The 24390-nt window shown below is 29.5% G+C and carries 21 protein-coding genes and 2 other annotated features; of the genes, 6 read left to right on the forward strand and 15 right to left on the reverse strand.

Annotated features, from left to right (window positions below):
• Positions 1–147: 147 nt before the first annotated feature.
• The 7 genes from ACJDTP_RS24375 to ACJDTP_RS24405 all read right to left on the reverse strand — a co-directional run bounded on the left by ACJDTP_RS24375 (position 148) and on the right by ACJDTP_RS24405 (position 9616).
• Positions 148–1200: a 3D domain-containing protein gene (locus tag ACJDTP_RS24375; RefSeq protein WP_173709406.1), complete on the reverse strand. Its 1053-nt coding sequence runs from the start codon at positions 1198–1200 to the stop codon at positions 148–150.
• 294 nt (positions 1201–1494) lie between these two features.
• Positions 1495–2280 carry a TatD family hydrolase gene (locus tag ACJDTP_RS24380; RefSeq protein WP_406762713.1) on the reverse strand — a complete coding sequence of 262 codons (786 nt, stop codon included), beginning with the start codon at positions 2278–2280 and terminating at the stop codon, positions 1495–1497.
• Between the two features lie 357 nt (positions 2281–2637).
• A complete protein-coding gene (metG, locus tag ACJDTP_RS24385; RefSeq protein WP_077837336.1) occupies positions 2638–4575 on the reverse strand; it encodes a methionine--tRNA ligase in 1938 nt (645 codons plus the stop codon).
• A gap of 254 nt (positions 4576–4829) precedes the next feature.
• Positions 4830–5073: a binding site (T-box leader), on the reverse strand.
• A gap of 147 nt (positions 5074–5220) precedes the next feature.
• A complete protein-coding gene (locus tag ACJDTP_RS24390; protein ID WP_171773122.1) occupies positions 5221–6996 on the reverse strand; it encodes an aminopeptidase P family protein in 1776 nt (591 codons plus the stop codon).
• Positions 6997–7104: 108 nt separating this feature from the next.
• Positions 7105–8349, reverse strand: a complete 1245-nt coding sequence (locus ACJDTP_RS24395) for an aminopeptidase P family protein (protein WP_077841937.1) — start codon at positions 8347–8349, stop codon at positions 7105–7107.
• 116 nt (positions 8350–8465) lie between these two features.
• Positions 8466–8987 carry a spore maturation protein gene (locus tag ACJDTP_RS24400; RefSeq protein ID WP_017209529.1) on the reverse strand — a complete coding sequence of 174 codons (522 nt, stop codon included), beginning with the start codon at positions 8985–8987 and terminating at the stop codon, positions 8466–8468.
• A 53-nt stretch (positions 8988–9040) separates the two neighbouring features.
• Positions 9041–9616, reverse strand: coding sequence for a nucleoside recognition domain-containing protein (locus tag ACJDTP_RS24405; protein WP_065416611.1), 576 nt, complete (start codon positions 9614–9616; stop codon positions 9041–9043).
• 112 nt (positions 9617–9728) lie between these two features.
• Here ACJDTP_RS24405 and ACJDTP_RS24410 point away from each other — a divergent pair, with 112 nt between their 5' ends.
• Positions 9729–9914: a hypothetical protein gene (locus ACJDTP_RS24410; RefSeq protein WP_041893318.1), complete on the forward strand. Its 186-nt coding sequence runs from the start codon at positions 9729–9731 to the stop codon at positions 9912–9914.
• 55 nt (positions 9915–9969) lie between these two features.
• Here the strand turns inward: ACJDTP_RS24410 and ACJDTP_RS24415 are convergent, their stop codons facing one another.
• The 4 genes from ACJDTP_RS24415 to ileS form a co-directional block, all read right to left on the reverse strand.
• Positions 9970–11343 (reverse strand): MATE family efflux transporter, encoded by a 1374-nt coding sequence (locus ACJDTP_RS24415; protein ID WP_077837332.1) that lies wholly within the window; start codon positions 11341–11343, stop codon positions 9970–9972.
• The gene (locus ACJDTP_RS24420) at positions 11336–11779 is read right to left on the reverse strand and encodes a MarR family winged helix-turn-helix transcriptional regulator (protein ID WP_078117595.1); all 444 of its coding nucleotides are present in this window, start codon (positions 11777–11779) and stop codon (positions 11336–11338) included. The genes ACJDTP_RS24415 and ACJDTP_RS24420 overlap by 8 nt, the downstream gene beginning before the upstream one ends.
• A 238-nt stretch (positions 11780–12017) precedes the next feature.
• Positions 12018–13016, reverse strand: a complete 999-nt coding sequence (locus ACJDTP_RS24425; RefSeq protein WP_077837330.1) for a LacI family DNA-binding transcriptional regulator — start codon at positions 13014–13016, stop codon at positions 12018–12020.
• 261 nt (positions 13017–13277) lie between these two features.
• Complete coding sequence (gene ileS, locus ACJDTP_RS24430) at positions 13278–16391, reverse strand: isoleucine--tRNA ligase (RefSeq protein WP_078117596.1); 3114 nt, start codon at positions 16389–16391, stop codon at positions 13278–13280.
• Between the two features lie 93 nt (positions 16392–16484).
• Positions 16485–16733: a binding site (T-box leader), on the reverse strand.
• A gap of 252 nt (positions 16734–16985) precedes the next feature.
• Here ileS and ACJDTP_RS24435 point away from each other — a divergent pair.
• Together ACJDTP_RS24435 and ACJDTP_RS24440 are read left to right on the forward strand one after the other, a co-directional pair.
• Positions 16986–17288, forward strand: coding sequence for a zinc-ribbon domain-containing protein (locus tag ACJDTP_RS24435; RefSeq protein WP_078117597.1), 303 nt, complete (start codon positions 16986–16988; stop codon positions 17286–17288).
• Between the two features lie 35 nt (positions 17289–17323).
• Positions 17324–17668 carry a DUF2085 domain-containing protein gene (locus tag ACJDTP_RS24440; protein WP_406762725.1) on the forward strand — a complete coding sequence of 115 codons (345 nt, stop codon included), beginning with the start codon at positions 17324–17326 and terminating at the stop codon, positions 17666–17668.
• 144 nt (positions 17669–17812) lie between these two features.
• Here ACJDTP_RS24440 and ACJDTP_RS24445 read toward each other — a convergent pair whose 3' ends face one another.
• Both ACJDTP_RS24445 and ACJDTP_RS24450 read right to left on the reverse strand, forming a co-directional pair.
• Complete coding sequence (locus tag ACJDTP_RS24445; RefSeq protein WP_406762714.1) at positions 17813–19162, reverse strand: sensor histidine kinase; 1350 nt, start codon at positions 19160–19162, stop codon at positions 17813–17815.
• A gap of 3 nt (positions 19163–19165) precedes the next feature.
• On the reverse strand, positions 19166–19849 hold the full coding sequence (locus ACJDTP_RS24450; protein WP_406762715.1) for a response regulator transcription factor: 684 nt from the start codon (positions 19847–19849) through the stop codon (positions 19166–19168).
• 273 nt (positions 19850–20122) lie between these two features.
• Between ACJDTP_RS24450 and ACJDTP_RS24455 the strand changes: the two genes are divergently transcribed.
• Positions 20123–20341 carry a (2Fe-2S)-binding protein gene (locus tag ACJDTP_RS24455; RefSeq protein ID WP_011967406.1) on the forward strand — a complete coding sequence of 73 codons (219 nt, stop codon included), beginning with the start codon at positions 20123–20125 and terminating at the stop codon, positions 20339–20341.
• Between the two features lie 101 nt (positions 20342–20442).
• Here the strand turns inward: ACJDTP_RS24455 and ACJDTP_RS24460 are convergent, their stop codons facing one another.
• Together ACJDTP_RS24460 and mnmL are read right to left on the reverse strand one after the other, a co-directional pair.
• A complete protein-coding gene (locus tag ACJDTP_RS24460; RefSeq protein WP_406762716.1) occupies positions 20443–21159 on the reverse strand; it encodes a 2-phosphosulfolactate phosphatase family protein in 717 nt (238 codons plus the stop codon).
• 40 nt (positions 21160–21199) lie between these two features.
• Positions 21200–22129, reverse strand: coding sequence for a tRNA modification radical SAM protein MnmL/YtqA (mnmL, locus tag ACJDTP_RS24465; RefSeq protein ID WP_406762717.1), 930 nt, complete (start codon positions 22127–22129; stop codon positions 21200–21202).
• A gap of 118 nt (positions 22130–22247) precedes the next feature.
• Here mnmL and ACJDTP_RS24470 point away from each other — a divergent pair, with 118 nt between their 5' ends.
• Positions 22248–23324: a YkvI family membrane protein gene (locus ACJDTP_RS24470; RefSeq protein WP_011967403.1), complete on the forward strand. Its 1077-nt coding sequence runs from the start codon at positions 22248–22250 to the stop codon at positions 23322–23324.
• Positions 23325–23381: 57 nt separating this feature from the next.
• Positions 23382–24350, forward strand: coding sequence for a radical SAM protein (locus ACJDTP_RS24475; RefSeq protein ID WP_406762718.1), 969 nt, complete (start codon positions 23382–23384; stop codon positions 24348–24350).
• Positions 24351–24390 lie beyond the last annotated feature (40 nt).

Here is a 24390-nt window from a genome sequence, read left to right on the forward strand (position 1 = left end):
ATATATCAACTGCTAAAGATGTAATAGATTTTATTGCTTCGCATGACGGAGTCAGTTAATTTTATTGTAAAGTAGTGATAATATGATAAAACATCCACAAATTCAAAGAAAAAAATAGAGATAACATCTGTTATCTCTTAAAATAGCTTACCATTGCCCTGGGTAAGCAACTACTAATACATCAACTGATCTTCTTCCCCATGAATCACATTCATTTGACGAATTAAGGTATATGTCAATTCTGTCGCCCTTTATAGCACCACCTGTATCTGATGCAATTGCATATCCATACCCTTCCACATATACTTTACTTCCTAGCGGTATTACGGATGGATCTACTGCAATCGTACTCATACCACCTTGATTTCTAACAGGCGTTCTCCCTGTAGCTGTAGTAGAATGGTTGCTATAAGCTGTTGCTGTGCAATTAATCTTTTTCTTATAAGTTATTCTGTCTCCACCTCTGCTTGCGTACACTTGACCAGTTCCTTTGACCACAACTTCATTTTGTGGTTCCAATATGGTTTTAGTACTCTTTACATTACGAGAAATCTCTACCCCATCTTTATATATTATTTGATAAGTAATTTGTTTCTCACCATTAACTCCTTCACTCTTAACCTTCTGAACACTACTGTCCAAATTTTCATCTTTTTCTACAATTGTATCGAAGTTAATTGGCTGCTTTTCGGTGACATCTTTTGTTTCCACTTTGACAAGTTGGACACTTTCGTTACCCTCTAACTTAGACTCTAGGGATGGTGATACCTCATCTACGTCTTTGTCAAATTCTATTCCTTGATCTTTTAATGTATTTTTCTCTGCATCCAGCATATCCTCAACCGTATCCTCTGCCGTTTGCAATTGTACTTCCATTCCACCAGCCTTAATATCTACTGGAACAGCCTTTTTTACTTTAATAGTTTCTTTTTCAGATACTTTGGATTCCAAGGATGGTTGCACTTTATCTTTAGGCGATAATTCTATCCCATTTTCTTGCAACACACCTTTAACAGTCCCCTTGTAAGTGACAAAAGTCGCTTCTTTACCGTCTATACTTATTACGAGCGTTTTTCTTATGCTCATTATAGTCACTGCTGTAACAACTACAAATGCTATCGCAATTGTTCCAATTATAATTTTTGCCTTCGGACCGTTAGAAAAACTTTGCCTAATAAATTGTCTCAATTTTTCTATCATTATTTTCCCTCCTTTGGCAAGAGTGTCTTTTGAATTATATATTAATATTCTAGACTTGTCAAATTAGTAAACTCTTGCAATATAATGAAGCATTGTAATAATGCACTTTGTGCATAAAATATAATATATAAAAATGATAGCGGTATTTAATATTACTTCATTATGAAATTAAAATTTAATGATATGAAATTATAGAAACATTTATTAAACTTAATGATAATTTCAGTTTAAGATTAGATTTACTTTATGTTGAATACAGAAATTATATTTAAAGTGTACACTTAATATTTTACCTTATTTTTCCTTTCTAATCAATCTAAAAAAATTCTCGTTAAATCTCAAATTTGCCTCATAAGGGTCAATATTCTTAATTTTTGCTATCTTAGTTATTATATATTCAATATAATCTGATTTATTTCTTTTTCCTCTGTTTGGTTCAGGTGCCATATACGGACAATCAGTTTCTACAAGTATCTTTTCTAAAGGGATTTCTCTAACTACTTCAACAACCTTTTTTGCATTTTTAAATGTAACAACACCTGTTATCCCTATATAATACCCTAATTTTATGCATTCCTTCGCAAATTCCACACTTCCTGAAAAACAGTGAACTACACCTGTAACTTCTGGAAACTCCTTAATTATTTCTAATGTGTCTTGATGTGCATCTCTATCATGAATAACAACTGGATAATTTAGTTCTTTAGCTAAATTCATATGCCTTCTAAATACATCCTTTTGAATATCTTTAGGTGGATTTTCATCCCAATAATAGTCTAATCCAATCTCCCCAATAGCTACTATTTTGTCATTATTCTTAATATAAGCTTTAATTTCATCTAGTGTATCGATTTTCATCTCATTTGCATTTTCCGGATGTATTCCTAAAGCACCAAAGATAAAATCATGATCTTTAGTTAGTTGATCTGTTGTTTTTAAACTATCATATGATGATGCGCAATTTAGGATTCCAATAACTCCATTTTCATTAATCTCATTTAGTAAATATTCTCTATCTTCATTAAAAGCTTCATCATCATAATGAGCATGGCTATCTATTATTTTAAATTTTTGATTCATAAACCAATATTCCTTTCCTATTAACATTATTTCCAAATTATCATATTCTAAAACTACTGCATTTAAATTTAGCATTACTTACTTAAATAATAACATAAAATTATTACTTATACCTCTTTATGATAATCTTACTTAAAACTATATAATTCAATGCAAATCATAGCAATTAAAATAAAAATAAATTCGTAAATAATTTTTTTTACGAATTTATTTTTTGACACCTAGATGACATATTAATGCATTAAAATTAATATTGTAAAGTAGTTAAAGCATTATTATTTACCCCTTTTAACCATTTATTTAGTATGGTTAATGAACGTCTCACTCCCCTAAGTGAGACGTTCTATTTTTTTATAATTATCTTACAATGCTACCTGTTGGAATCTCACCCGGGTCCACTGCTTTTAATATACTGTCATCATCTGTTGCAGCACATAAAATCATTCCTTGTGATAATTCCCCTCTAAGTTTTACTGGCTTTAAGTTAGCAACTAAAACTACATTTTTACCTACTATTTCTTCTGGTTTATAGAACTTAGATATTCCTGAAACCACTTGTCTTTCTTCTCCACCTAAATCAACTTTTAATTTTAATAATTTCTTAGCTCCCTTTATTGGTTCACATGCTAATACTTTTACTACTCTTAAATCAACCTTTTCGAAATCATCTATTGTTATTTCTTCTTTTATAGGTGTAATTTCTCTCTTAGCTGGCGCTTGAGCAGCCTTTAAAGCTTCTAATTCTTCTAATTTCTTATCTACATCTATTCTTGGGAATAAGTTATCAGCTTTTACTACCTTAGTTCCTGCCTTAATTCCATCAAATGACTTTAATGATTCCCATGAAATTTCTGTAGTATTAATTTGTTCATTAATCTTCTTAGATGTTTCTGGTAAGAATGCTGAAATCATTACTGATGCAAATCTAAGACTTTCCGCTAAATTATAAAGAACTGTTCCAAGTCTAGCTTTTTTACTTTCATCTTTAGCTAATATCCATGGAGTTGTTTCATCTATATATTTATTTGCTCTTCTTATTAATTCAAAAACATATTCTAAAGCTTGTGGTATATTTAATTCGTTTATTGCTTCCTCAATTTTAGCTGGTGCTGATAATGCTAAATTTATTAACTCATCATCAATAGCTTCTTTTTCATCTTGAGCTGGCATTTCTCCACCAAAATATTTTTCAACCATTGCAACTGTTCTTGATAAAAGATTACCCAAATCATTACAAAGGTCTGAATTTATTTTCTTTATAAATATTTCATTATTAAATAATCCATCTGCTCCAAATGGAATTTCTTTTAATAAATAATATCTTACAGGATCAACTCCAAATTCATTTACAAGAACAACTGGATCTACTACATTACCTTTAGATTTTGACATTTTTCCACCGTCAACAAGTAGCCATCCATGACCGAAAACTTGCTTTGGAAGAGGTAAATCTAGCGCCATTAACATTATTGGCCAATAAATAGTATGGAATCTTAAAATATCTTTTCCTATTAAATGTACATCTGCTGGCCAGTATTTATTATATAAATCTTTATTTTCTTGGCCATATCCAAGGGCAGTGATATAGTTTGATAATGCATCAATCCAAACATATACAACATGACTTTCATCAAAAGTTACAGGTACTCCCCAGTTAAAGCTTGTTCTTGAAACACAAAGATCTTGAAGACCTGGTCTTAAGAAATTATTTAGCATTTCATTTTTTCTTGATTCTGGTTGAATGAACTCTGGATGGTCTTCAATATATTTGATTAACTTATCAGCATACTTGCTCATCTTGAAGAAATATGCTTCTTCCTTTGATTTTTCAACTGGTCTTCCGCAATCAGGGCAGTTTCCATTAACTAATTGTGTATCAGTCCAGAAAGATTCACAAGGTGTGCAATACCAACCTTCATAAGAACTCTTATATATATCTCCTTGATCATATAATTTCTTAAATATATCTTGAACAGCTTTAATATGATAATCATCAGTAGTTCTAATAAACTTATCATAACTTATATTCATCATGCTCCAAAGATCCTTAATACCAGCAACAACTTCATCTACGTGTTGCTTTGGTGTGATTCCTTTTTCTTCGGCTATTCTTTGGATCTTTTGGCCATGCTCATCTGTTCCTGTTAAGAACATTACATCATAGCCTGTTAATCTCTTAAATCTTGCTAAAGCATCAGCAGCTACAGTTGTATAGGTATTACCTATATGAAGCTTTGTTGATGGATAATAAATTGGTGTCGTAATATAATATGTTTTTTTACAATCTGTACACATTATTTGTGTCCTCCTTATATTAAAGCAATTATTTATTGCTATTTTTCTATTATAATATTAATTTTTACCTTCTATATATTGTGTCATGACATCTCTAGCCCGCATTTTTCAAGCATATTCTTCAGAATATTAGAATATTAGAATATATATTCTAATATTATTACCATCTTCATGTTTTTGTCTTCAAATTATCTTGGCATTATCTTCGGTCTTCCATAAGCACAAAAAAATCTCTATATAAGTATTAAAACCTATATAGAGACGTATTATACGTGTTACCACTCTAATTCTTATTTACCTCACAGCAAATAACTCAGTAGGTGACCAACATCACCCTGCAATATAACGGTCGCTTCCGTATTTCCCTAACCAAATAATTTTGACTCAAGAAACATGCTCTGAGACCATCTTCATAAAATTCACAAACGCTAACTTTCAGCATATATTAGCTCTCTTATGGAATGATTCTTTTATTACTCTTCTCTTCATAGCATTCTATTTAATTATTATTAGTTTACTTCAGAGATTATCTTCTTTCAATCTTATAGGCAAAATTTTCAACCTATAATATATATTAATCCCCAAATTATTTACATTATACTATTTGTTGCTCTCAAGTGCAATAACCTATTTATAATGTTTAAGTTATATTTCTTGAGTTACTTCTTTAAGAAATTGTTTTTCACTATCACTCAAGAATGGACTTAATTTATCATAAGTCTCTTTATGATAATTATTTAACCACTCTTTTTCATCCTCTGTCAGCAATTGAACATTGATTCCATCTAAGTCTATTGGACAATATGACATAGTTTCGAATTTATAAAATTCTCCAAACTCAGCATTTCTTTCGTCTTCAACAACTAGCATAATATTTTCTGTCCTTATTCCATGTTTTCCTTCTCTATATATTCCTGGCTCATTAGTTAATATCATTCCCGGCTCTAATTCTATTGTATTCGGTACTGGCCTTATTGTTTGTGGACCTTCATGAACACTTAAGCAGAATCCAACCCCATGACCTGTTCCACACTTGTAATCTATTCCTTCTTCCCATAAAACCCTTCTACTTAAAATATCTATATTGGATCCTGTAGTTCCTTTTAAAAATTTTGCTTTCATAAGATTGATATGCGCTTTTAGAACTAGCGTAAAATCTCGTTTTTCTTCTTCAGTCAATTTTCCCAAAACAATGCTACGTGTTATATCTGTAGTTCCATCAAAATATTGTCCACCGCTATCTACTAACAGTATTCCTTCTTTTTCTAACTTATATGCGCTTTCTTCTGTTGCAGAATAATGCATCATCGCTGCATGTTCTTTATACCCTGCAATTGTTCCAAAGCTTTCTTCAATAAATAAATCTCCTTGACTCCTAAAATTACATAACTTTTCCGCCAAGGTTATCTCTGTTATATCTTCCTTATCCAGACTTTCTTTAATCCACTTAATAAACCTTACCATTGCAACACCATCTTTAAGTTGACAATTTTTAAGATTTTCTATTTCCTTATTATTCTTTATAGCCTTTAATTTTGTAGTTATATTTATTTCTTCTATCTTCTTTATTTTTTTATTAATCTGATTGTATATATACGCACTTATTTTGCTTGGGTCTAATATAACACTATCTTGTACTTCTTTTATATCTTCAAATATATCCTCATAATTTTTTATTATTATGCCTTCTTTAGTTAATGTTTTTTCATCAGCAGATGATATCTTTTCCCTATCTATGTATAGCACAGCTTTCTCTTCATCAATTAATGCATACGCTAGAACTACTGGTGTATACTTTACATCATTTCCTCTAATATTAAAAATCCATGCTATATCATCTAATGATGATATTATATATGACTTTCCACATAGCTTTTTCATTTCATTTCTTACTTCTTGAATCTTTTCATTTGCAGTTTTTCCGCAATACTTTACTTCATGCAAAAAAACTTTTTCTTTGGGCATTTCAGGTTTGTCTTCCCATATTTCTTCAATTAAGTCTTTATTCATTACTATGTTTATATTTTTATTTTCTTTTATTTTTAGAATTTCTTTATATTGATTAACCGATAATACTCTCCCATCAAAACCTAAAGTTTGACCATCCATCATATTTTCCATCAACCACTCTTCTAAAGTCGGCCATCCAGGAATTCTCATTTTAAAAAGCTCTACTCCAGAATCTTTTAATTGTTCATTGGCTTGTATAAAGTATCTTCCATCTGTCCATAGTATTGCTTTTTCCATTCCGATCAATGCTGTTCCTGCTGAGCCAGTAAAGCCTGTTATATATGCTCTAGACTTAAAACATTCAGCCACATATTCACTTTGATGAAAATCTTCGCTTGGAACTATATAATAATCTATATTCTCTTTTTTCATTATTTCTCTTAATTTTTGTATTCTTTCTAATACTCTCATATTTATTCCCTCTTTTAGATGTATTTTTTAAGAACGTCATAAGACCTAATAAGTAAACACATCTATGTATCTTAATCTTATTAGGTTCTTATTTTCTGCAATAATATATTATTTCATAAATTCTTCGATTTCATCAATTTCCTTAATCATATTCTTAGTTAAAACTTCACATCCATCTTTAGTAACTAAAATATCATCTTCAATTCTTATGCCTATATTTTCTTCAGCTATATATATACCTGGTTCCACTGTAAATACCATTCCTTCTGCAAATGTGAATTCTCTACCAAGTATCCCTAAATCATGAGTATCTAAACCTAAACTATGACCTATTTTATGCCAATAATATCTGTTAACTTCTGATTTTTCTTTTATAAGCCCTAATCCAATACATTCTTGTGCAATTAAATCTTTAGCCCATACATTTAATTCCTTCGAATCCACTCCAGGCTTTATTCTTTCAATTACTGCTTTATTAACTCTAAGTACAGCTTCATAAACTTCCTTTTGTCTTTGAGTGAACTTGCCATTTATAGGGAATGCCCTTGTTATATCTGCATTATATAAATTCCACTGAGCTCCAAGATCAAATAGAATTAAATCTCCATCTTTCAACTCACTGTTATTATCTACGTAATGAAGTATTGTTGCATTTTTCCCTGCTGCTGCTATTGTTCTAAAAGCATAATCTTTAACGCCTCTTGTTTTGCATTCAAAATCAAAATAAGCCTCGATTTCATATTCCTTCATTCCAGCCTTCACATTTTTCATTAAAGACTTTACGCCTTCAATAGTTATCTCTATTGCTTTCCTCATTTCCTTTATCTCATTCTCAGACTTAACCATTCTTAGAGGTGCAATTATACTTGTAAAATTCTTTATATTAATATGTGGATACTTACTAACAATCTCTTTTGCAAATCTATTTGATACAGAGTCACCTTCTTCAAACTCTTCTCTATCCAAATCTAGATACAAATTAACTCTTTCTTTTCCCTTTATTAATGCATTTAGGTACGAAGTAAACTCCTTCATATAAGATACATCATTTATCCCGGATATCTCTTTTCCCTCAAAATCTCTTAATGTTTTTCCACTCCACATTTCTTTATCTAAATCTAAATCTGTCAAAAATAACTTTTCACTTACTATATTATTATATTTAGATAATACAACCAAATGTCCGTCTTCTTGTATTCCTGTTAAATAATAAAAATTCTTATCTGGAGTAAATTGATAGAATTCATCCCCTGTCTTTTTAGCTGGTTTACCTGCAAATAATATCATTACTGAATTATCTTCTATACTATTCATAAGTTTGATTCTGTTTTCTATATAAGTATCTTTATTCATAATTTAGCCTCTTTTCTACTATTAAAATATATTCCTATGTTAATATAATACTCCAATGATTCTAACTAATAAATATTCTAACTAACAAATTTTATCAAATAATTAGATTTGTTATTTTAAAAACATATATTTACCATAAATATAGCCATAATTATTGCTGTTGCATCAGCAAATACTGCTGCCCATAAAGTATGCCTTATCTTTTTTACCTTAATTGCTCCGAAATAAACTGTAATTGTATAAAATATAGTTTCTGTGCTTCCCATTACAACTGAAGCTATAAGACCTGTTCTTGTATCTGGTCCTAAACTTTTTATTATATCTGTAAACACACCAATGGCACCACTTCCTGACAGTGGTTTTATTATTAGTAATGGTATTAGATCTTTAGGCAATCCTATTAAGTTTGCAAGTGGAGCAATTAGGTTATTTAGTAAATCCATTAATTTTGCTTCTCTAAATACTTGCACTGCAATTATCATAGCTAAAAGATATGGAAATATCCTTAAGATTACCATCAATCCATCCTTAGCACCCTCTATAAACCATTCATAAACCTTTCTTCCTTTGAACATCCCATATGTTATTATAAGTAAAAATATTATTGGTATTATGCTTTTACTTAAGTAATTAAACATAATTCTATAATCCTCCTTGCAGCATTTCTAATTAAATTGCATTATTGAAATTTCTAAAAGTATTTCTGTAATATTTTGCAGCATATTACTCCAACTATTGCAGCTGTTGCTGTTGATGCTATAGTCGGCAATATTATTATTCCAGGATTAACAGAATTACAGGCTGCTCTTATAGATATTATCGTCGAGGGTACTAACTGTATACATGTAGCATTTAAGACAAGAAAAAGCGCCATATCATTTGAGGCTGTTTCTTTATCTGAATTAAGCCTATCCATTTCTTCCATTGCCTTTATTCCAAAAGGTGTTGCTGCATTTGATAACCCCATCATATTAGCAGTAAGATTCATAACAATAGCTCCTAAAGCTTTTTCATCCTTTGCAGCTTCTTTAAAAATTCTTTTAAGAATAGGCTTTAATAACTTTGATAATTTTTCAGTGAGTCCGCTATTTTCTGCAACTTTCATAACTCCACACCAAAAGCACATTATTCCTGTAAGCTCAATCATAAAAGTTACAGTATTACCTGACGAACTAATTATTGCTTTGGAAATGATCTCTCCATTTCCAGTCAATAATCCAACTAGAATCCCAAAAAATATTAGAAAAAACCAAATATAATTTATCATATTCTCCCCCATAGTATAGTTGTTCTTTACATTTATATTCCTTGCACTTATTTTTTAGTAGTGATAGGATATAATTACTAAACATAATTATATTATTTTAAGGAGAATTTTTATGAATGATTCAAATTTAAAGATAGCTCAACAAGATGTAGAAGAAGCTCTAAAGACTGTAGAAGATATGGAAAAAGTTATAAATAATGATGAGCCTTCAAAAGAACAATTAAAAGAAAAGTTTATTTGTTTATCGAATAGAGTTCAAAAATTAGAAGATATTTTAAAAAACGAAGGGATTCTTTAAATAAAATAGGTATGTCTCAATATATTAGGAACTATATTGAGGCATACCTATTCTTTTAATTTTCTAAAATAACTTTTTGTTCTTTTCCATTTCCCATTAAATCCTTTGATGTCTTAAAAAATACAATGAATGTAATTATAACTGATAGTATATCAGATGTTGCTCCTGCGATCCATACTCCATCTAATCCTTTGAACCTTGGAATTATTATAAGACACGGAATTAATATTATCACCTGTCTCAATAAGCTTAAAAACATCGATATTTTTACTCTTCCTATTGATTGAAAGAAATTCGTAATTATAATTTGTGCTCCTATAAATGGCAGCATAATTAAAAATATTCTCATTCCATGAGCTGTTACTTCTATAAGGGATGATTCATTATTAAAAATCTTAACTAATGCTTCTGGAATTCCTTCAATTATTATAAATCCTATCACCACTATTATTGTAGCTGTAATAACCCCGTATTTTACTGCTTGCTTAACTCTATCATATTTTCTAGCGCCAAAATTATAACCGATTATAGGCTGAAGTCCCTGATTTAATCCAAATATAGGCATTAAAAATATCATAGCTAAGCTGTTCACTATAGTCATTGCTCCTACAGCTAAATCACCACCATATGACTGCAATGAATTATTAGTTATTACTTGAACTGCACTTTGTGCAAGCTGCATACTAAATGGACTAATCCCTATAGCAAAAATACTTAAAACTGCATCCTTCTCCAATTTTAAATTTTTCCTTCTTATCTTAAGTACACTAGATCCCTTTGTGAAATAATATAAAATCCATATACTGCTTATTGTCTGCGCAACAACAGTTCCAAGGGCTCCTCCTTTAACTCCAAGGCCTAAACCGAATATAAATATTGGATCTAAGATGATGTTTATAATAGCACTCATTAGCATAGACGCCATTGCTATTTTAGGACTTCCATCACTTCTAATTGAATGATTCAAACCAAAACTCATCAAATTAAATATACAACCACTAATAATTACCCTTATAAAGTCTTCTCCATAGCCTATAATATTTTCACTCGCTCCAAATGCTTTCAAAAGTGGATTAGCAAATATATGACCAAACAGCGTTAATAACACACCAATTATTATTATTAATGTAAATGCATTTCCTAGAAGTCTTTCTGCTCCTTCCTTATCATGCTCTCCAAGCTTTATTGACACTTTTGTAGCTGTACCTATTCCGATTAACATACCAAATGCTAAAATTATAAACATTATTGGCATTGTAATTCCAACACCGGCCATAGCGAGTTCACCTATGCCTTCTATATGTCCAATAAATATTCTATCTATTATGTTATATAATGTATTAACTAACATTCCTATAATTGCAGGAATTGAAAACTCAAGTAACAATTTTCCTACACTCATTTCTCCTAATCTATTCTGCTTATTCATGAATATCCTCCTTATTAATTAAAGAACTCTTAGATAATTTATTCAACAAATTCATTAATTCTTGAGATTCCTCATCAGTAAAACACGTTCTAATTTTAGCCTCCCATTCATTCATTATAGAATATACATCATCTTTAATTTGTTCTGCTTTTTCAGTTAGTTCCAGTCTATATGCGCGCTTATCACTTTCTTTTTTTATTCTCCTTACATAACCTTCATCCTCTAATTTCTTTATTGCCCTAGCTGTTGTCGCTTTATCTAACCTAACCTTTTTCGTCAATTCTTCTTGTGTTATACCATCATTTTCATAAAGATTTAAAAGAAATAAGTACTGACCAGCACCTATCCCAAATTTACTAAATCGCTTGCCAAAATACATATAGCTGGCTCTATGTATTTCACCAATATACTTACCTATATGCTGATAGCAATCCATATTGCTTCTCCCCTATCTTAATCATATTAATATAGTATTAACAATAATCATATTTCATATCCAGATAATTACATACAAATTATATTAACACAAATTAGTTGTACATGCAACTAATTATAACTTTAACGCTAATAAAGGACTACTCCAAAATAGCTTTAAACTATCTTGAAGTAGTCCTTTATAATCATGTACATTTAATATTTATACTAACTAAGTATAAATATTGACTATTTTTCTATTAAACTGTACTTTCTCTTTCAACTAGCTGATGTTCTAAAACATAATGTGGCTCATCTAACTCTTTCTTGTTTAAAAGTTTTATAAGCATTCTCATAGCAACAGAACCCATATCATAAGTCGGTTGAGAAATTGTTGTAATCTTTGGATAGAAAATTGAAGCTGCAAAATTATCATTGAATCCAATTACACTTACGTCTTTTGGAACTTCCAATTTATTATCCCTTAATGCATTAATTGCTCCCATTGCAATATCATCAGAAGCACATACAACACCTCTAAATTTCTTATTTTGCTTTATGAATTTTTGTATGCCTTCATACCCGCTCTTTACTTTCATTGAGCTTAGATAAACTAGTTCAGGATCTATTTCTATTCCTGATTCCTTCATTGCATTTTCATAACCAATGTATCTATCACCCCAAGCATTTTTGCTTTCTTTTTCAGTTCCTATAAAGGCGATTTCTTTTATTCCTTTTTCAATTAATAATTTTGTGCTATCATAGCTAGCTTTAACATTATCAATTGTTACACTTGGTAAAACTCCTTCTTTATCCTTAGTTTCAACCAAAACAGTCTTTAAATCTAATTCATTGATTAATTCTAATATTTCTTCATTAAGAGAACTACTCATATAAATTACACCATCAACCATTTTTTCTTTAAGTACTCTTAAATATTCTTTTTCCTTTTCTATATCAAGGTCTGAATTACAAAGTATTATATTGTAATCGTATATATTTGAAACATCTTCAGCACCTCTTACAATTTCTGGGTAAAACTGGTTTGATATATCAGGAAGTAAAATCCCTATTGTCTTTGTTCTTTGAGTTTTTAAACTTCTTGCAACTATATTTGGTCTGTATCCAAGCTTTTTTATTGCATCTAAAACTTTCTTCTTAGTATCTTCGTTTACTACATCGATATCATTTAAAACTCTAGAAACGGTTGCAATTGATACTCCTGCTTCTTTTGCAACATCCTTAATAGAAGTAGCCATTATTATTCCTCCTTTGAATTTTTCTAGATAATCTCATTATACTAACATATTGCCTTATAAATCAACATAACTTAAAATAAATTATTATTTTATTGTAAGTTTTGTCAAAAATCATAGTTTTTAATCTTAAATTTATAAACATATTAACTAATTTACAATCTTATATAAGAAATATATATGAAAACTACATTAAATATGTATATGTATATTAAAATGACTAGGAATATTAATAAAATCTTTTATTCCTAGTCATTTTAGTTTTTATCTTACAACTTCAACATTCATGTTTAATGTTTCACTATTTATAACTGTTTCTGAATAATTAGATTCTTGATTATAAAGAACTTCACAAGTTAAAGTCTCTTTCTTTATTGTTTGTTCGAATTTCTTAATAACATCAATTAACATATCGTTATTTGATACATAAAGATTTATTCTATCAGCAACTTCAAATCCTTTATCTTTTCTCATATTTTGAATCTTTGAAATAATTTCTCTTACATGCCCTTCTTCTTGAAGTTCTGGTGTTACAGTTGTATCTAAAACAACTCCAAGTTCACCTTCTCCTGCGAATGCATAACCTTCTAAACCTTGCATTGTAACTAAAAGATTTTCATTTGTAAGAACTATTTCTGTATCATTAACAGTTATAGTTTCACTTCCACCATTTTGAATCTTTTGAGCCAATTCCATTTGGTTCTTTTCAGAAATTGCCTTTCTGATTTGAGGAATTAATTTTCCATATAACTTACCTATAACAGGTAGATTAGGTTTTATTTCAAAGTTAACATATTTTGAAAGGTCTGCTCCAAGCTCAACCTTTTTGATATTTAATTCTTCTTTTACAATATCTCCATAATAATCTGGAAGAGATTTTGTTGATATAAGTAATTCAGAAAGTGGCTGTCTATTCTTAACATTTGCAGCGTTTCTAGCACTTCTTCCAAGCTTAACAAGTGTATATGCTAAATCCATTTCTTTTTCTAGTTCTTTATTTATTGCAGATTTATCAACTTCTGGCCAAGTGCATAGATGAATACTTTCTGGCGCATTTTTATCAAGATTCACAACTAAATTTTGATAGATTTCTTCAGTCATAAACGGTACAAATGGTGATGCCACCTTAACTAAATTTGTTAGAACTTTATATAAAGTTACATAAGCTCCTATCTTATCGTTTGTTAACTCTTGTGACCAATATCTTGATCTGTTTCTTCTTACATACCAGTTTGATAATTCATCAGTAAAATCTTCAATAGCTAATGCTGCTTGAGTAATTTTATAAGTATTTAATCCATCATCAACTGTTTCGATTAATGTGTTTAATTTAGATATAATCCATTTATCCATTATATTATCTGAAACAAAATCAGAGTACTTAGTTGGATCAAATTTATCTATTTCAGCATATAAAACATAGAAAGAATAAACATTCCATAATGTTCCTAAGAACTTTCTTTGAGCTTCTGCAACATCATCGATAGAGAATCTTGTTGGAAGCCATGGTGCACTTGCAGTATAGAAATGCCATCTTGTAGCATCTGCCCCTTGACTATTTAGTACTTCAAAAGGATCTACAACATTTCCTTTATGCTTAGACATCTTAAGTCCTTTTTTATCTAAAACGTGACCTAATACTATACAATTTTCAAATGAATTTGTATCAAATAAACATGTTGAAATCGCAAGTAATGTATAGAACCAACCTCTTGTTTGGTCAACTGCTTCTGAAATAAATTGTGCTGGGAAGTTCTTTTCAAAAGTTTCCTTGTTTTCAAATGGATAGTGCCATTGTGCAAAAGGCATTGATCCTGAGTCAAACCAGCAGTCTATAACTTCATGTGTTCTCTTCATTTCCTTACCGCAATGTGGACATTTTAACTTTATTCCATCTACGTAAGGTTTATGTAATTCAATCCCCTTACAGTCTGTAGTTGCTTTTTCTTCTAGTTCTTCTCTGCTACCAATACACTCTTGATGACCACATTCACATTGCCATATTGGAAGTGGTGTTCCCCAATATCTATCTCTTGAAATACCCCAGTCAATAACATTTTCAAGGAACTTACCCATTCTTCCTGTTCTAGTGTTATCAGGATACCAATTTATTTTATTATTATTTTCAAGTAACTTATCTCTCATTTTAGTCATCGCAACAAACCAACTATCTTTTGGATAGTATAGAAGCGGCGTATCACATCTCCAGCAATGTGGATATGAGTGAGTGTGCTTTTGTGCTGTAAATAATTGATTACGTTCTTCTAAATATTTAACAATACTTTCATCACACTTCTTAACAAACTTTCCTGCCCATGGAGTAACTTCTTCAACAAAATTACCATTTGTATCTACTAAATTTATAAATGCAATTCCATTTTTCTTTGAAACAAGACTATCATCTTCACCATAAGCTGGTGCAATGTGTACTATTCCTGTACCGTCTGATAATGTTACATAATCTCCATGAATTACTACGAAAGCTTTTCCTTCAACTTTTGCAAAAGGTAATAATTGTTCGTATTCAGTACCTAGCAATTCTTCACCTTTAAATTCTTTAACTATTTCATATTCAGTATCTCCTAAAACCTTACCTACTAAATCCTTAGCTAAAATATAAATTTCTTCTCCTACCTTTACTTCTGCATATGTATAAGATTTATTTATACATAATGCTAAGTTAGATGGTAATGTCCATGGAGTTGTTGTCCATGCTAATATATATTTATTTTCTTCACCTTTAACTTTAAACTTTACAGTTGCAGTTAAATCTTTAACATCCTTATATCCTTGAGCAACTTCATGGGATGAAAGCGCTGTTCCACACCTTGGACAGTAAGGCATTACTTTGTGGCCCTTATACAATAAGCCCTTATTCCACATTTGCTTTAAAGCCCACCATTCAGACTCAATATAATTATCATGGTATGTTACATATGGATCATCCATATCAACCCAGAATCCAATTTGTTCAGACATTTCCTTCCATAAGCTAACATATGAGAATACACTATCTTTACATTCATGAACAAACTTTTCTACACCAAAGTCTTCTATTTGTTCTTTTCCTGAGATTCCAAGTTTCTTTTCTATTTCTAACTCTACTGGAAGTCCATGAGTATCCCATCCAGCTTTTCTAAGAACCTTATACCCTTTCATTACTTTATATCTTGGAATTATATCCTTCATAACTCTTGTCAAAATATGACCAACATGTGGCTTTCCATTTGCTGTTGGTGGACCGTCATAAAAAGTAAAATATTCTCCATCTGAATTTGAGTCAAAGCTCTTCTTTATTATATCTTTCTCTGTCCAAAGCTTTGCTATATCTTTTTCAATTTTGACGGTACCTTTTGATGAATCTACCTTATTGTACATTAAAAATTCCCCTTTCAGCTAAGTAAACTATATTATTCTCTTTAAGAATTGTTTCCTTTTTGCATACTTTTTTAAACATAAAAAAACTCCATCCTAAAGGACGAAGTTGAATTCGCAAACCACCTAAGGTTAAAACATCTAAACGCAAAATTAAATGTTTTATTTCAAGTACATACATACTCTATCCTTTAACGCAGGCTCTTACGTGATAACTTATTCGGCATTGCGCCTTTCAGCCTCCAACTCCTAGGTGATTTTCTCTAAGATTTATTATAGCTTTACACCAGCCAGCTACTCTCTAAAAATAATATCTAAGATACTTTTCCTAATCATCGTCTTTTATTGTAATAATTATATATTAATGATTTTTAAATGTCAATTCATGATCAAACACTAATTGTATCTTTATTACTAATTAATGTTATAAAATAATTCAATCCTAATTTTATAAAGTTAGTGCGATATCATATTAACAATTTTATAGCTTAACTAAGATATAAAATTAAATATTATCATGAATATAATTACATATTTACTCATAAGTTGTATTATTAACAATACTATAAATAGTATCTTCGTTAAAGGGGGAAATATATGTTTTGTAAGAATTGCGGACAACAAATAGATGATAACGCTGCCGTATGTATACATTGTGGTGTTGCTACTGGCAATAATATGTCTTCTAAAGGTACTTTAGACAATCCATCTCATTTAGCCGGAATTGCGTCTTGTTGCTTTCCAGTAGTGGGAATAATATTATACTTCTTATGGAAAGATGAAAAACCTCAAAGTGCCAGCTTAGTATGTAAATGGATGATTGGTGGAATAATTATCTGGATAATTTTTTACGTTCTAGCTTTTGTACTCGGAATGCTAGGAAGCTTATCATCATACTAAGTTAAATGCTTAATTGTAAAAAAGTCTTAAACTATATGTTTTTCTGCCATCAATTACCTGAGAGATCATTCTTTTTTAGAGGTCATCAATTTCCATTATGTGCAAGATGCACGGGAATATTACTGGGATATGTTCTCGGACTCACATACGTAATATTATCTAAAAATATTCATATAATTATAGAATTATTACTGATGCTACCACTTTTAATTGATGGGTTTGGTCAATATCTCATGTACTTTAAGAGTACTAATACAAGAAGATTAATCACCGGAATCTTAGCAGGCATATCAACTATATGTTTATTTAGGTTGGCAATAGTTTTAGGTCTTCAATCTGGACATTGGTTTTATAATTTTATTCATATATACCTGTACTGATTTCTTACTACAGTTATAATAATACTAATATAAAACATAGCTATCTAAATCTAGTATTCTTAATGATTTAGATAGCTTTACATTTTTGAATAAAATAGCTATGTAGACCCTTTAGCAAATAAAATAACCTTTACTAGTATTATCTTATTTAATTATTTTAGGAATTAATAATATAAATTCAGATCCAGCGCCATATTCTGAATTCACTTTTAACTTAATACCAAAATTCTTTGAGATAGATTTCAATAAACTAAGGCCAATTCCCGTTCCATTAATATTTTGTCCTCTAACTATATCGCTTCGATAAAATCTATCAAATATTCGCTTTTCTTCGTCCTTCTTAATTCCCATTCCATTATCTACAACCATTATCCTAATATGCTTATTTACATCCTCGATAATAAGATTTATTTCACCATCTTCACCTGTATATTTAAATGCATTTTCGATCAATATTATAATTGCCCTCTTTATCTTATCATAATCCCACTGAACTAATATTTCTTCTTCTGGCTTAGCAACTTTAAATATTTTCTCCTTAATTTCTGCTAAATCAAAATAAAATTCGCTTATATCATTAATTAAATCATCTAATTTAAATTTTGTTATATTTATGGACAAGTCTAGATCTTCTTTAGATAATAATAACAAATCGCTATTCAACTTCTCTAGCCCCCTCACTTCACTCATCATCTTTGAAATATGTTCAAAATGATCATCTATAGTATCTCCCCAAGAGTGGGCTAATAGTTCTAACTTCCCCTTTATTACAGCTAACGGTGTTCTCATTTCATGAGAGGCATCTTGAACAAAATAAACTTGCTTTTCATATGCTTCCCTAACTGGCCTTATTACTTTTGTTGAAAGATAAGCTGAAAGAATTATTGCAATTATAATTAGTATTATAAGACTTACTGCTATCGAATATCTCAATCTATTTATAGAATTTACTTCTGAATCAATATTCGCAATAACTTGTATCTTATACTCACCACTACTAATAGCAATTTCCCTAAAGTTATAGCCATTATTTATTATTGTAACCACTTCGTTTTCCGCATCATTTGAAATTGTTGGCAGATTATCTTTACTGAAATATAAATTTCTACTCATTGTTTCAAACTCATTATTTTTATACACAATAACAATAAGATTTGGAGGTATATGCTTAGGCTTTGAATCTAATTTTCCATCAAAATTCTCTGGTCTATGTGGATTTTCTCCTCCCTCTGGATTTTTAAATTCATCTTTATGTAAATCTCCATCTAAATTATGCCTATCTTCATTAAAAATATATTCATAGTAATTTGGATTAAATTGTTCCTTAGTTAAAATCTCTTTCTGCTCTAAAAGCTGATGATCTATAACATCTAGTACTCTAGATGAGTATAATACCTGTGTTATTATTGCAAATACTATTAAACACCCAAAAACTATAATTGTACTCGTTGCTATGATTTTCTTCTTTGTAGATAAAAATATATCTTTCTTCATACATTAATCCCCTATACTTTCATCCAACAGATATCCCATTCCTCTTTTAGTTATAAGATACTTTCCATATCCAAAAGTTCCTAATTGCTTTCTTAATCTGCTTATATAAACCTCAATTATTTCTGTTGCTGCATCACTATTATATCCGCATACATTATCAAATATTTGTTCCTTAAATAGCAATACACCTTTATTTATAACCATATACTCCAATAACTTATATAGCTTTTCATTTAACTCCAATTCATTTGTACCTATATATACTTTTTTCACTTTCATATCAATTTGCATATCTTTGAACTCAAGAAGATTAGCCCTTTTAACTTTACCCATGCTCTTCAAAATCGAATTAATCCGTGCTTTCAACTCCTCCATAAAAAATGGTTTAGTTAGATAATCATTTGCTCCTAAATTAAAAGCTTTAAGCTTATCACCAAGTTCTTCTTTTGCTGTTAGTATAATCACACCTGTATTTAAACAATTTTTAGATATATGGCTCAAAACACTCATTCCACTTACTTCTGGCAACATAAGATCTAATATAACAATATCATAGTTATAAATGCTTAAACATTCCATTGCATCTGATCCATTATACACTGCTTTAATTTCTAACTCATCTCTAAAGTATTCAACTATATTTTGACTTATTTCTATATTATCTTCCACAAGCAACACTTTTATCATTGTTTTCACTCCAAACAAAATATTTAAAATAAAGTTCCTATAATTAATTTTTTAAACTCAGCCTAATTATATACTAGTTTTCTTAACACTCGCTTAATTTATTTATGACGATATTAATACAATAATAAAAATTATTATTTAATATCGGATACTTTTTTATAATTATTGTTATAATATTAATTAACTATACTTTTATTTTAGATTATAAAATGTATAATTAAGATAAAGTTAGTTTTTCAATTAACTTAAAAAATGTTTTTAGGAGATACTATTATGGAAAATAATTTGAATGAAGCAATTTTAGATAAATTAACAAAAACTTGCACTTGTAAGGCAATACCTAGATCAAAAATTAAGGAAGCTATTAAAAATGGCGCTTCAACTATAAAAGAAGTCCAAAAGGCTACTGGTGCAGGCAGTGGTTCATGCGGAGGTAGAAATTGTTCTCCGCGAATAAATGATTTACTAAAGCAATCAAGAGAAAACATATAATCATAAAACTTTTACTCATAGTAAATTCGAAAAGCAAAACACATACAGATTAAATAAATCATGTATGTGTTTTACTTTTATTTATAATCTTAAATGGTTTTTCATTCACAAGTTATTTTTCCATCCTTATATTCTGGAACTATATCTATGATGCTTTTTTTTATGCAATATTCAATATCATTATTTAATCCTAAGGATTTCATTACTGAATAGTGAGATGCTTCTCGTACATAGCTCAAAATATTTATATTTTCTTTATATATCATACAGGCCGTCTTTGCTATATCTGTTAACTCTATATTTCTATTAATATCTAGCATTTGGTTAATTATATATCCACTACAAATAAAATCATCCATTGAAAAGTTTCCATTTGTTCCTGCATTAATAATAACCACATCATCATTTATATTAATCAATTTTTTCGCCACTGATTCTCCATTTATCATAGCCCCTATAAAAACTCTTTTAGCCTCCATTGACTTTGTTAAAGCTCTTGTTCCATTTGTTGTAGTCATAAGCACTGTTTTACCTTCAACTTTTTCTTTTGTATATTCTAATGGCGAATTTGATAGATCAAAACCTTCAATTTTAACAGCTTTTCTCTCTCCTCCTAAAATATAATTATCTCTACTAAGTTTCTTTGCATATTCCAGTGTTTCCTCAATAGTCAAATAAGGAATAACTTCTCTTGCTCCATTATCTAGTGCTGTTATAATTACAGATGTAGCTCTAAATATATCAATTATAACTGAAATCTTATTCCTTACTCTGCTTTCAACTATATCATCTGCTGAGATTATAATATCTATTTTCATTTTACTTACTCCATTCCTAATCATTAGAATTAATATATAGTTACTCCCTGAAATTTTTTCCTTGCCATAAGTTGTTATCTTCTAACGTCTTATCTATTGAATTTAAAACTTCCCATTTTTTTAAACTCCACATTGGTCCGATTAAAAGATCTCTTGGTGCATCGCCTGTTAACCTGTGAACTACCATGTCCTTTGGAAGTAGTGTTATTCCATGAGTCACAAGATCTATATAATCATCTTGCGATAGGAACCTAAGATCTCCTGCCTCGTATAACTTTACCATAGGTGTTTGCTTCATTAAATGTAGTAGATGCAGTTTGATTCCTTTAGCCCCTGAATGAGCTATATAATTTATTGTTTCTAACATATCCTCTTTAGTTTCACCCGGTAATCCTAAAATATCATGAACTACTACATCAATATTTCTCTCTTTTAATTTTCTCATTGCATTTTCAAATACATCTAATTTATATCCTCTATTAATTCTTTTAGCAGTATCATCATTGCTGGTTTGAAGTCCAAGTTCTATCCAAAGATAAATCTTATTGTTTATGTTCTCCAATAATTCTAATACATCATCATCTAAGCAATCAGGTCTTGTTGCTATTGCGATAGCTACAACTCCCTCCTGATTTAATGCCTCTTCATATTTTCTTTTCAACTCATCAATAGGTGCATACGTGTTTGTGTAAGCCTGAAAATAAGCTATATACTTACCACTTTTCCACTTTTGTGACATCATATCCTTTATATCATGAAATTGCTTTGAAATAGACAATTCTCTGTCACCAGCATAATCTCCTGAACCTCTTTCACTACAAAAAAGACAGCCCCCATTACTTATCTTTCCATCTCTATTCGGACAAGAAAATCCTCCATCCAAAGATATTTTAAATACTTTTTCACCAAATTTATTTCTTAAAAAATAGTTTAAACTATGATATCTTTTTCCATCCCAAAAACTGTTCATATTTCCTCCTCTTTATGTGTCTAATATACCTTCTTTAAATATTGTAACATTTAAAGAATAAATTAAAAGTAAACCTTATATATTTAATAAAAGGAACATTCTTTAAGGGGGATAAATATTGAAAAAGGAAATGGTAAAAGTATTTCAAGTTGCCACTGTGTTTATCGGAACAATAGTTGGTGCTGGTCTTGCTTCTGGAAAAGAAATCACAGAATTTTTTACTCAATACGGTATATCTAGTTTCATAGGAATTATAGGTTGTGGTATTTTCTATATCTTAATAAGTTCTATAATTTCTAGAATAAGTATTAATTATAATCTTAGCTCTTATAGTGATGTTATGAATATAATAAGCCCTAATATATTTGGTAAGATCACTGGTTTTATAACAACTCTCTTTCTTATTTCCAGCGCATCTATAATACTTGCTGGAAGTGGTGCTTTGATACATCAGTTTTTTGGAATACCCAAGATAATTGGCTCACTAATAATGATTGCAATAGCCATATTTTTTCTACTTAGAGATACTGAAGGATTAATTGAAGTTAATTCCTTTATTGTTCCAGGTTTGATTTGTACTCTTACTTTGATTACAGTTTTATATTTTGCATTTTGTAGAAATACAGTTTCGTTAGATAATATCGCTAGCTTTCCAAAACAAAAAACTGGAATCTTTATTTCCACAGTACTTTATGCTGGATATAATACACTTTCAGCCTCAGGAGTCCTAGTACCACTTAGCACTCAAATGAAGAAAAGTAAAATAATGATTGCTGGAATAGTAACCGGCGCAATTGGACTAACTATACTTTGTTTAATGATAAATTTATTATTAACAATTAATCAACCTTATATATATAAATATGAGATTCCTTTACTTTTTGTCGCTAATAGATTTGGTAACTTAATTCAAGCATTGTTACTCGTGATAATCTGGTTGGAGATGTTTTCTACTGAAGTTTCTGACATATATTCCATAAGCAAAACCCTAGAGCAAACATTTAATATAAAATTTAAAAAAGCAATCTTTATCGTAATAAGTCTTGCTCTTTTAATTTCCCAATTTGGATTTGGAACTCTTATAACTAAACTATATCCTATATTTGGGCTATTAAGTTTGATTTTTATATTCCAATGTATACTATTCTTTTTTAAGCATAAAAAAGATTTTTCTAACACGACTCAAATCAAATAATTATGATATACTTTTTATAAAATATATTAATAATTATTCTTAAAGGATTTGATATAAATGAATTATCTAGATTTATTAAATGAATGTACTTTGTGTAATAGAGATTGTAAAGTAAATAGAAATAATGGTGAAATAGGATATTGCAAAGCTAGCAATAACATAAAAGTGGCTAAGGCTTCCCTTCATCTTTGGGAAGAGCCACCTATTTCACAAGGAAATGGTTCTGGTACTGTATTTTTTTCTCACTGTAATCTAAAATGCGTATTTTGCCAAAACTATAATATAAGTCAGGGGATTAGTGTTAATTCATCTTCTTATGATTTTAATAAAAATATTATTAAAAACACATCAGTTGTTGGTGCAGAAATATCTATTGAAAGACTTTCTGAAATTTTCCTAGAACTTCAGGAAAAAGGTGCAAATAACATTAACTTAGTTACTCCTACCCATTATGTTCCTCAAATAATTGAAGCCTTAAAAATAGCTAAAAATAATAATTTAACTATCCCAGTTCTTTATAATACCAATAGTTATGATTCTATTGAAACTATAAAATTATTGGATGGATATATTGATGTTTATTTGCCGGACTTCAAATATTTTGATAATAAATATTCTCTAAAATACTCTAAAGTTAATGATTATGCTTCCAATACTATTAAAATAATAGATGAAATGCTAAGACAAGTTGGCACTCCCAAGTTTGATTCAAAAGGAAATATACTAAAAGGAGTTATTGTAAGACACCTAATGCTTCCTGGACTCCTTTTTGATTCAAAAAAGATAATAGATATTCTATATAATAGATATAAAGATGATATTTATATAAGCTTAATGAATCAATATATTCCTATGTTTAATGCTTGCGATTATCCAGAAATAAATAAGAAACTTAATCCCAAACACTACGATAGCCTAATCAATTATGCTTTAGATATTGGCGTAGTTAATGGATTTATACAAGATGAAGGTTCTAACATATCTGATTTCATTCCTGAATTTAATCTAGAAGGAATAGAAAAATAAATTTTTATCATACATATATATTCTAATAATTTCATTAATT

The organism is Candidatus Clostridium helianthi (assembly GCF_045310795.1).
Taxonomy (GTDB): Bacteria; Bacillota; Clostridia; order Clostridiales; family Clostridiaceae; genus Clostridium; species Clostridium helianthi.

Bases quoted from the DNA above. Each gene is read 5' to 3' on its own strand.
- ACJDTP_RS24450 (WP_406762715.1), bottom strand. From the start codon at position 19,849: ATGATAAAAGTGTTGCTTGTGGAAGATAATATAGAAATAAGTCAAAAT.
- ACJDTP_RS24425 (WP_077837330.1), bottom strand. From the start codon at position 13,016: ATGGCTACTTCTATTAAGGATGTTGCAAAAGAAGCAGGAGTATCAATT.
- ACJDTP_RS24435 (WP_078117597.1), top strand. From the start codon at position 16,986: ATGTTTTGTAAGAATTGCGGACAACAAATAGATGATAACGCTGCCGTA.
- mnmL (WP_406762717.1), bottom strand. From the start codon at position 22,129: ATGAACAGTTTTTGGGATGGAAAAAGATATCATAGTTTAAACTATTTT.
- ACJDTP_RS24475 (WP_406762718.1), top strand. From the start codon at position 23,382: ATGAATTATCTAGATTTATTAAATGAATGTACTTTGTGTAATAGAGAT.
- ACJDTP_RS24400 (WP_017209529.1), bottom strand. From the start codon at position 8,987: ATGTTTAATTACTTAAGTAAAAGCATAATACCAATAATATTTTTACTT.
- ACJDTP_RS24390 (WP_171773122.1), bottom strand. From the start codon at position 6,996: ATGAGAGTATTAGAAAGAATACAAAAATTAAGAGAAATAATGAAAAAA.
- metG (WP_077837336.1), bottom strand. From the start codon at position 4,575: ATGTGTACAGATTGTAAAAAAACATATTATATTACGACACCAATTTAT.
- ACJDTP_RS24415 (WP_077837332.1), bottom strand. From the start codon at position 11,343: ATGAATAAGCAGAATAGATTAGGAGAAATGAGTGTAGGAAAATTGTTA.
- ACJDTP_RS24445 (WP_406762714.1), bottom strand. From the start codon at position 19,162: ATGAAGAAAGATATATTTTTATCTACAAAGAAGAAAATCATAGCAACG.
- ACJDTP_RS24420 (WP_078117595.1), bottom strand. From the start codon at position 11,779: ATGGATTGCTATCAGCATATAGGTAAGTATATTGGTGAAATACATAGA.
- ACJDTP_RS24440 (WP_406762725.1), top strand. From the start codon at position 17,324: ATGTTTTTCTGCCATCAATTACCTGAGAGATCATTCTTTTTTAGAGGT.
- ACJDTP_RS24455 (WP_011967406.1), top strand. From the start codon at position 20,123: ATGGAAAATAATTTGAATGAAGCAATTTTAGATAAATTAACAAAAACT.
- ileS (WP_078117596.1), bottom strand. From the start codon at position 16,391: ATGTACAATAAGGTAGATTCATCAAAAGGTACCGTCAAAATTGAAAAA.
- ACJDTP_RS24380 (WP_406762713.1), bottom strand. From the start codon at position 2,280: ATGAATCAAAAATTTAAAATAATAGATAGCCATGCTCATTATGATGAT.
- ACJDTP_RS24375 (WP_173709406.1), bottom strand. From the start codon at position 1,200: ATGATAGAAAAATTGAGACAATTTATTAGGCAAAGTTTTTCTAACGGT.
- ACJDTP_RS24395 (WP_077841937.1), bottom strand. From the start codon at position 8,349: ATGAATAAAGATACTTATATAGAAAACAGAATCAAACTTATGAATAGT.
- ACJDTP_RS24460 (WP_406762716.1), bottom strand. From the start codon at position 21,159: ATGAAAATAGATATTATAATCTCAGCAGATGATATAGTTGAAAGCAGA.
- ACJDTP_RS24410 (WP_041893318.1), top strand. From the start codon at position 9,729: ATGAATGATTCAAATTTAAAGATAGCTCAACAAGATGTAGAAGAAGCT.
- ACJDTP_RS24405 (WP_065416611.1), bottom strand. From the start codon at position 9,616: ATGATAAATTATATTTGGTTTTTTCTAATATTTTTTGGGATTCTAGTT.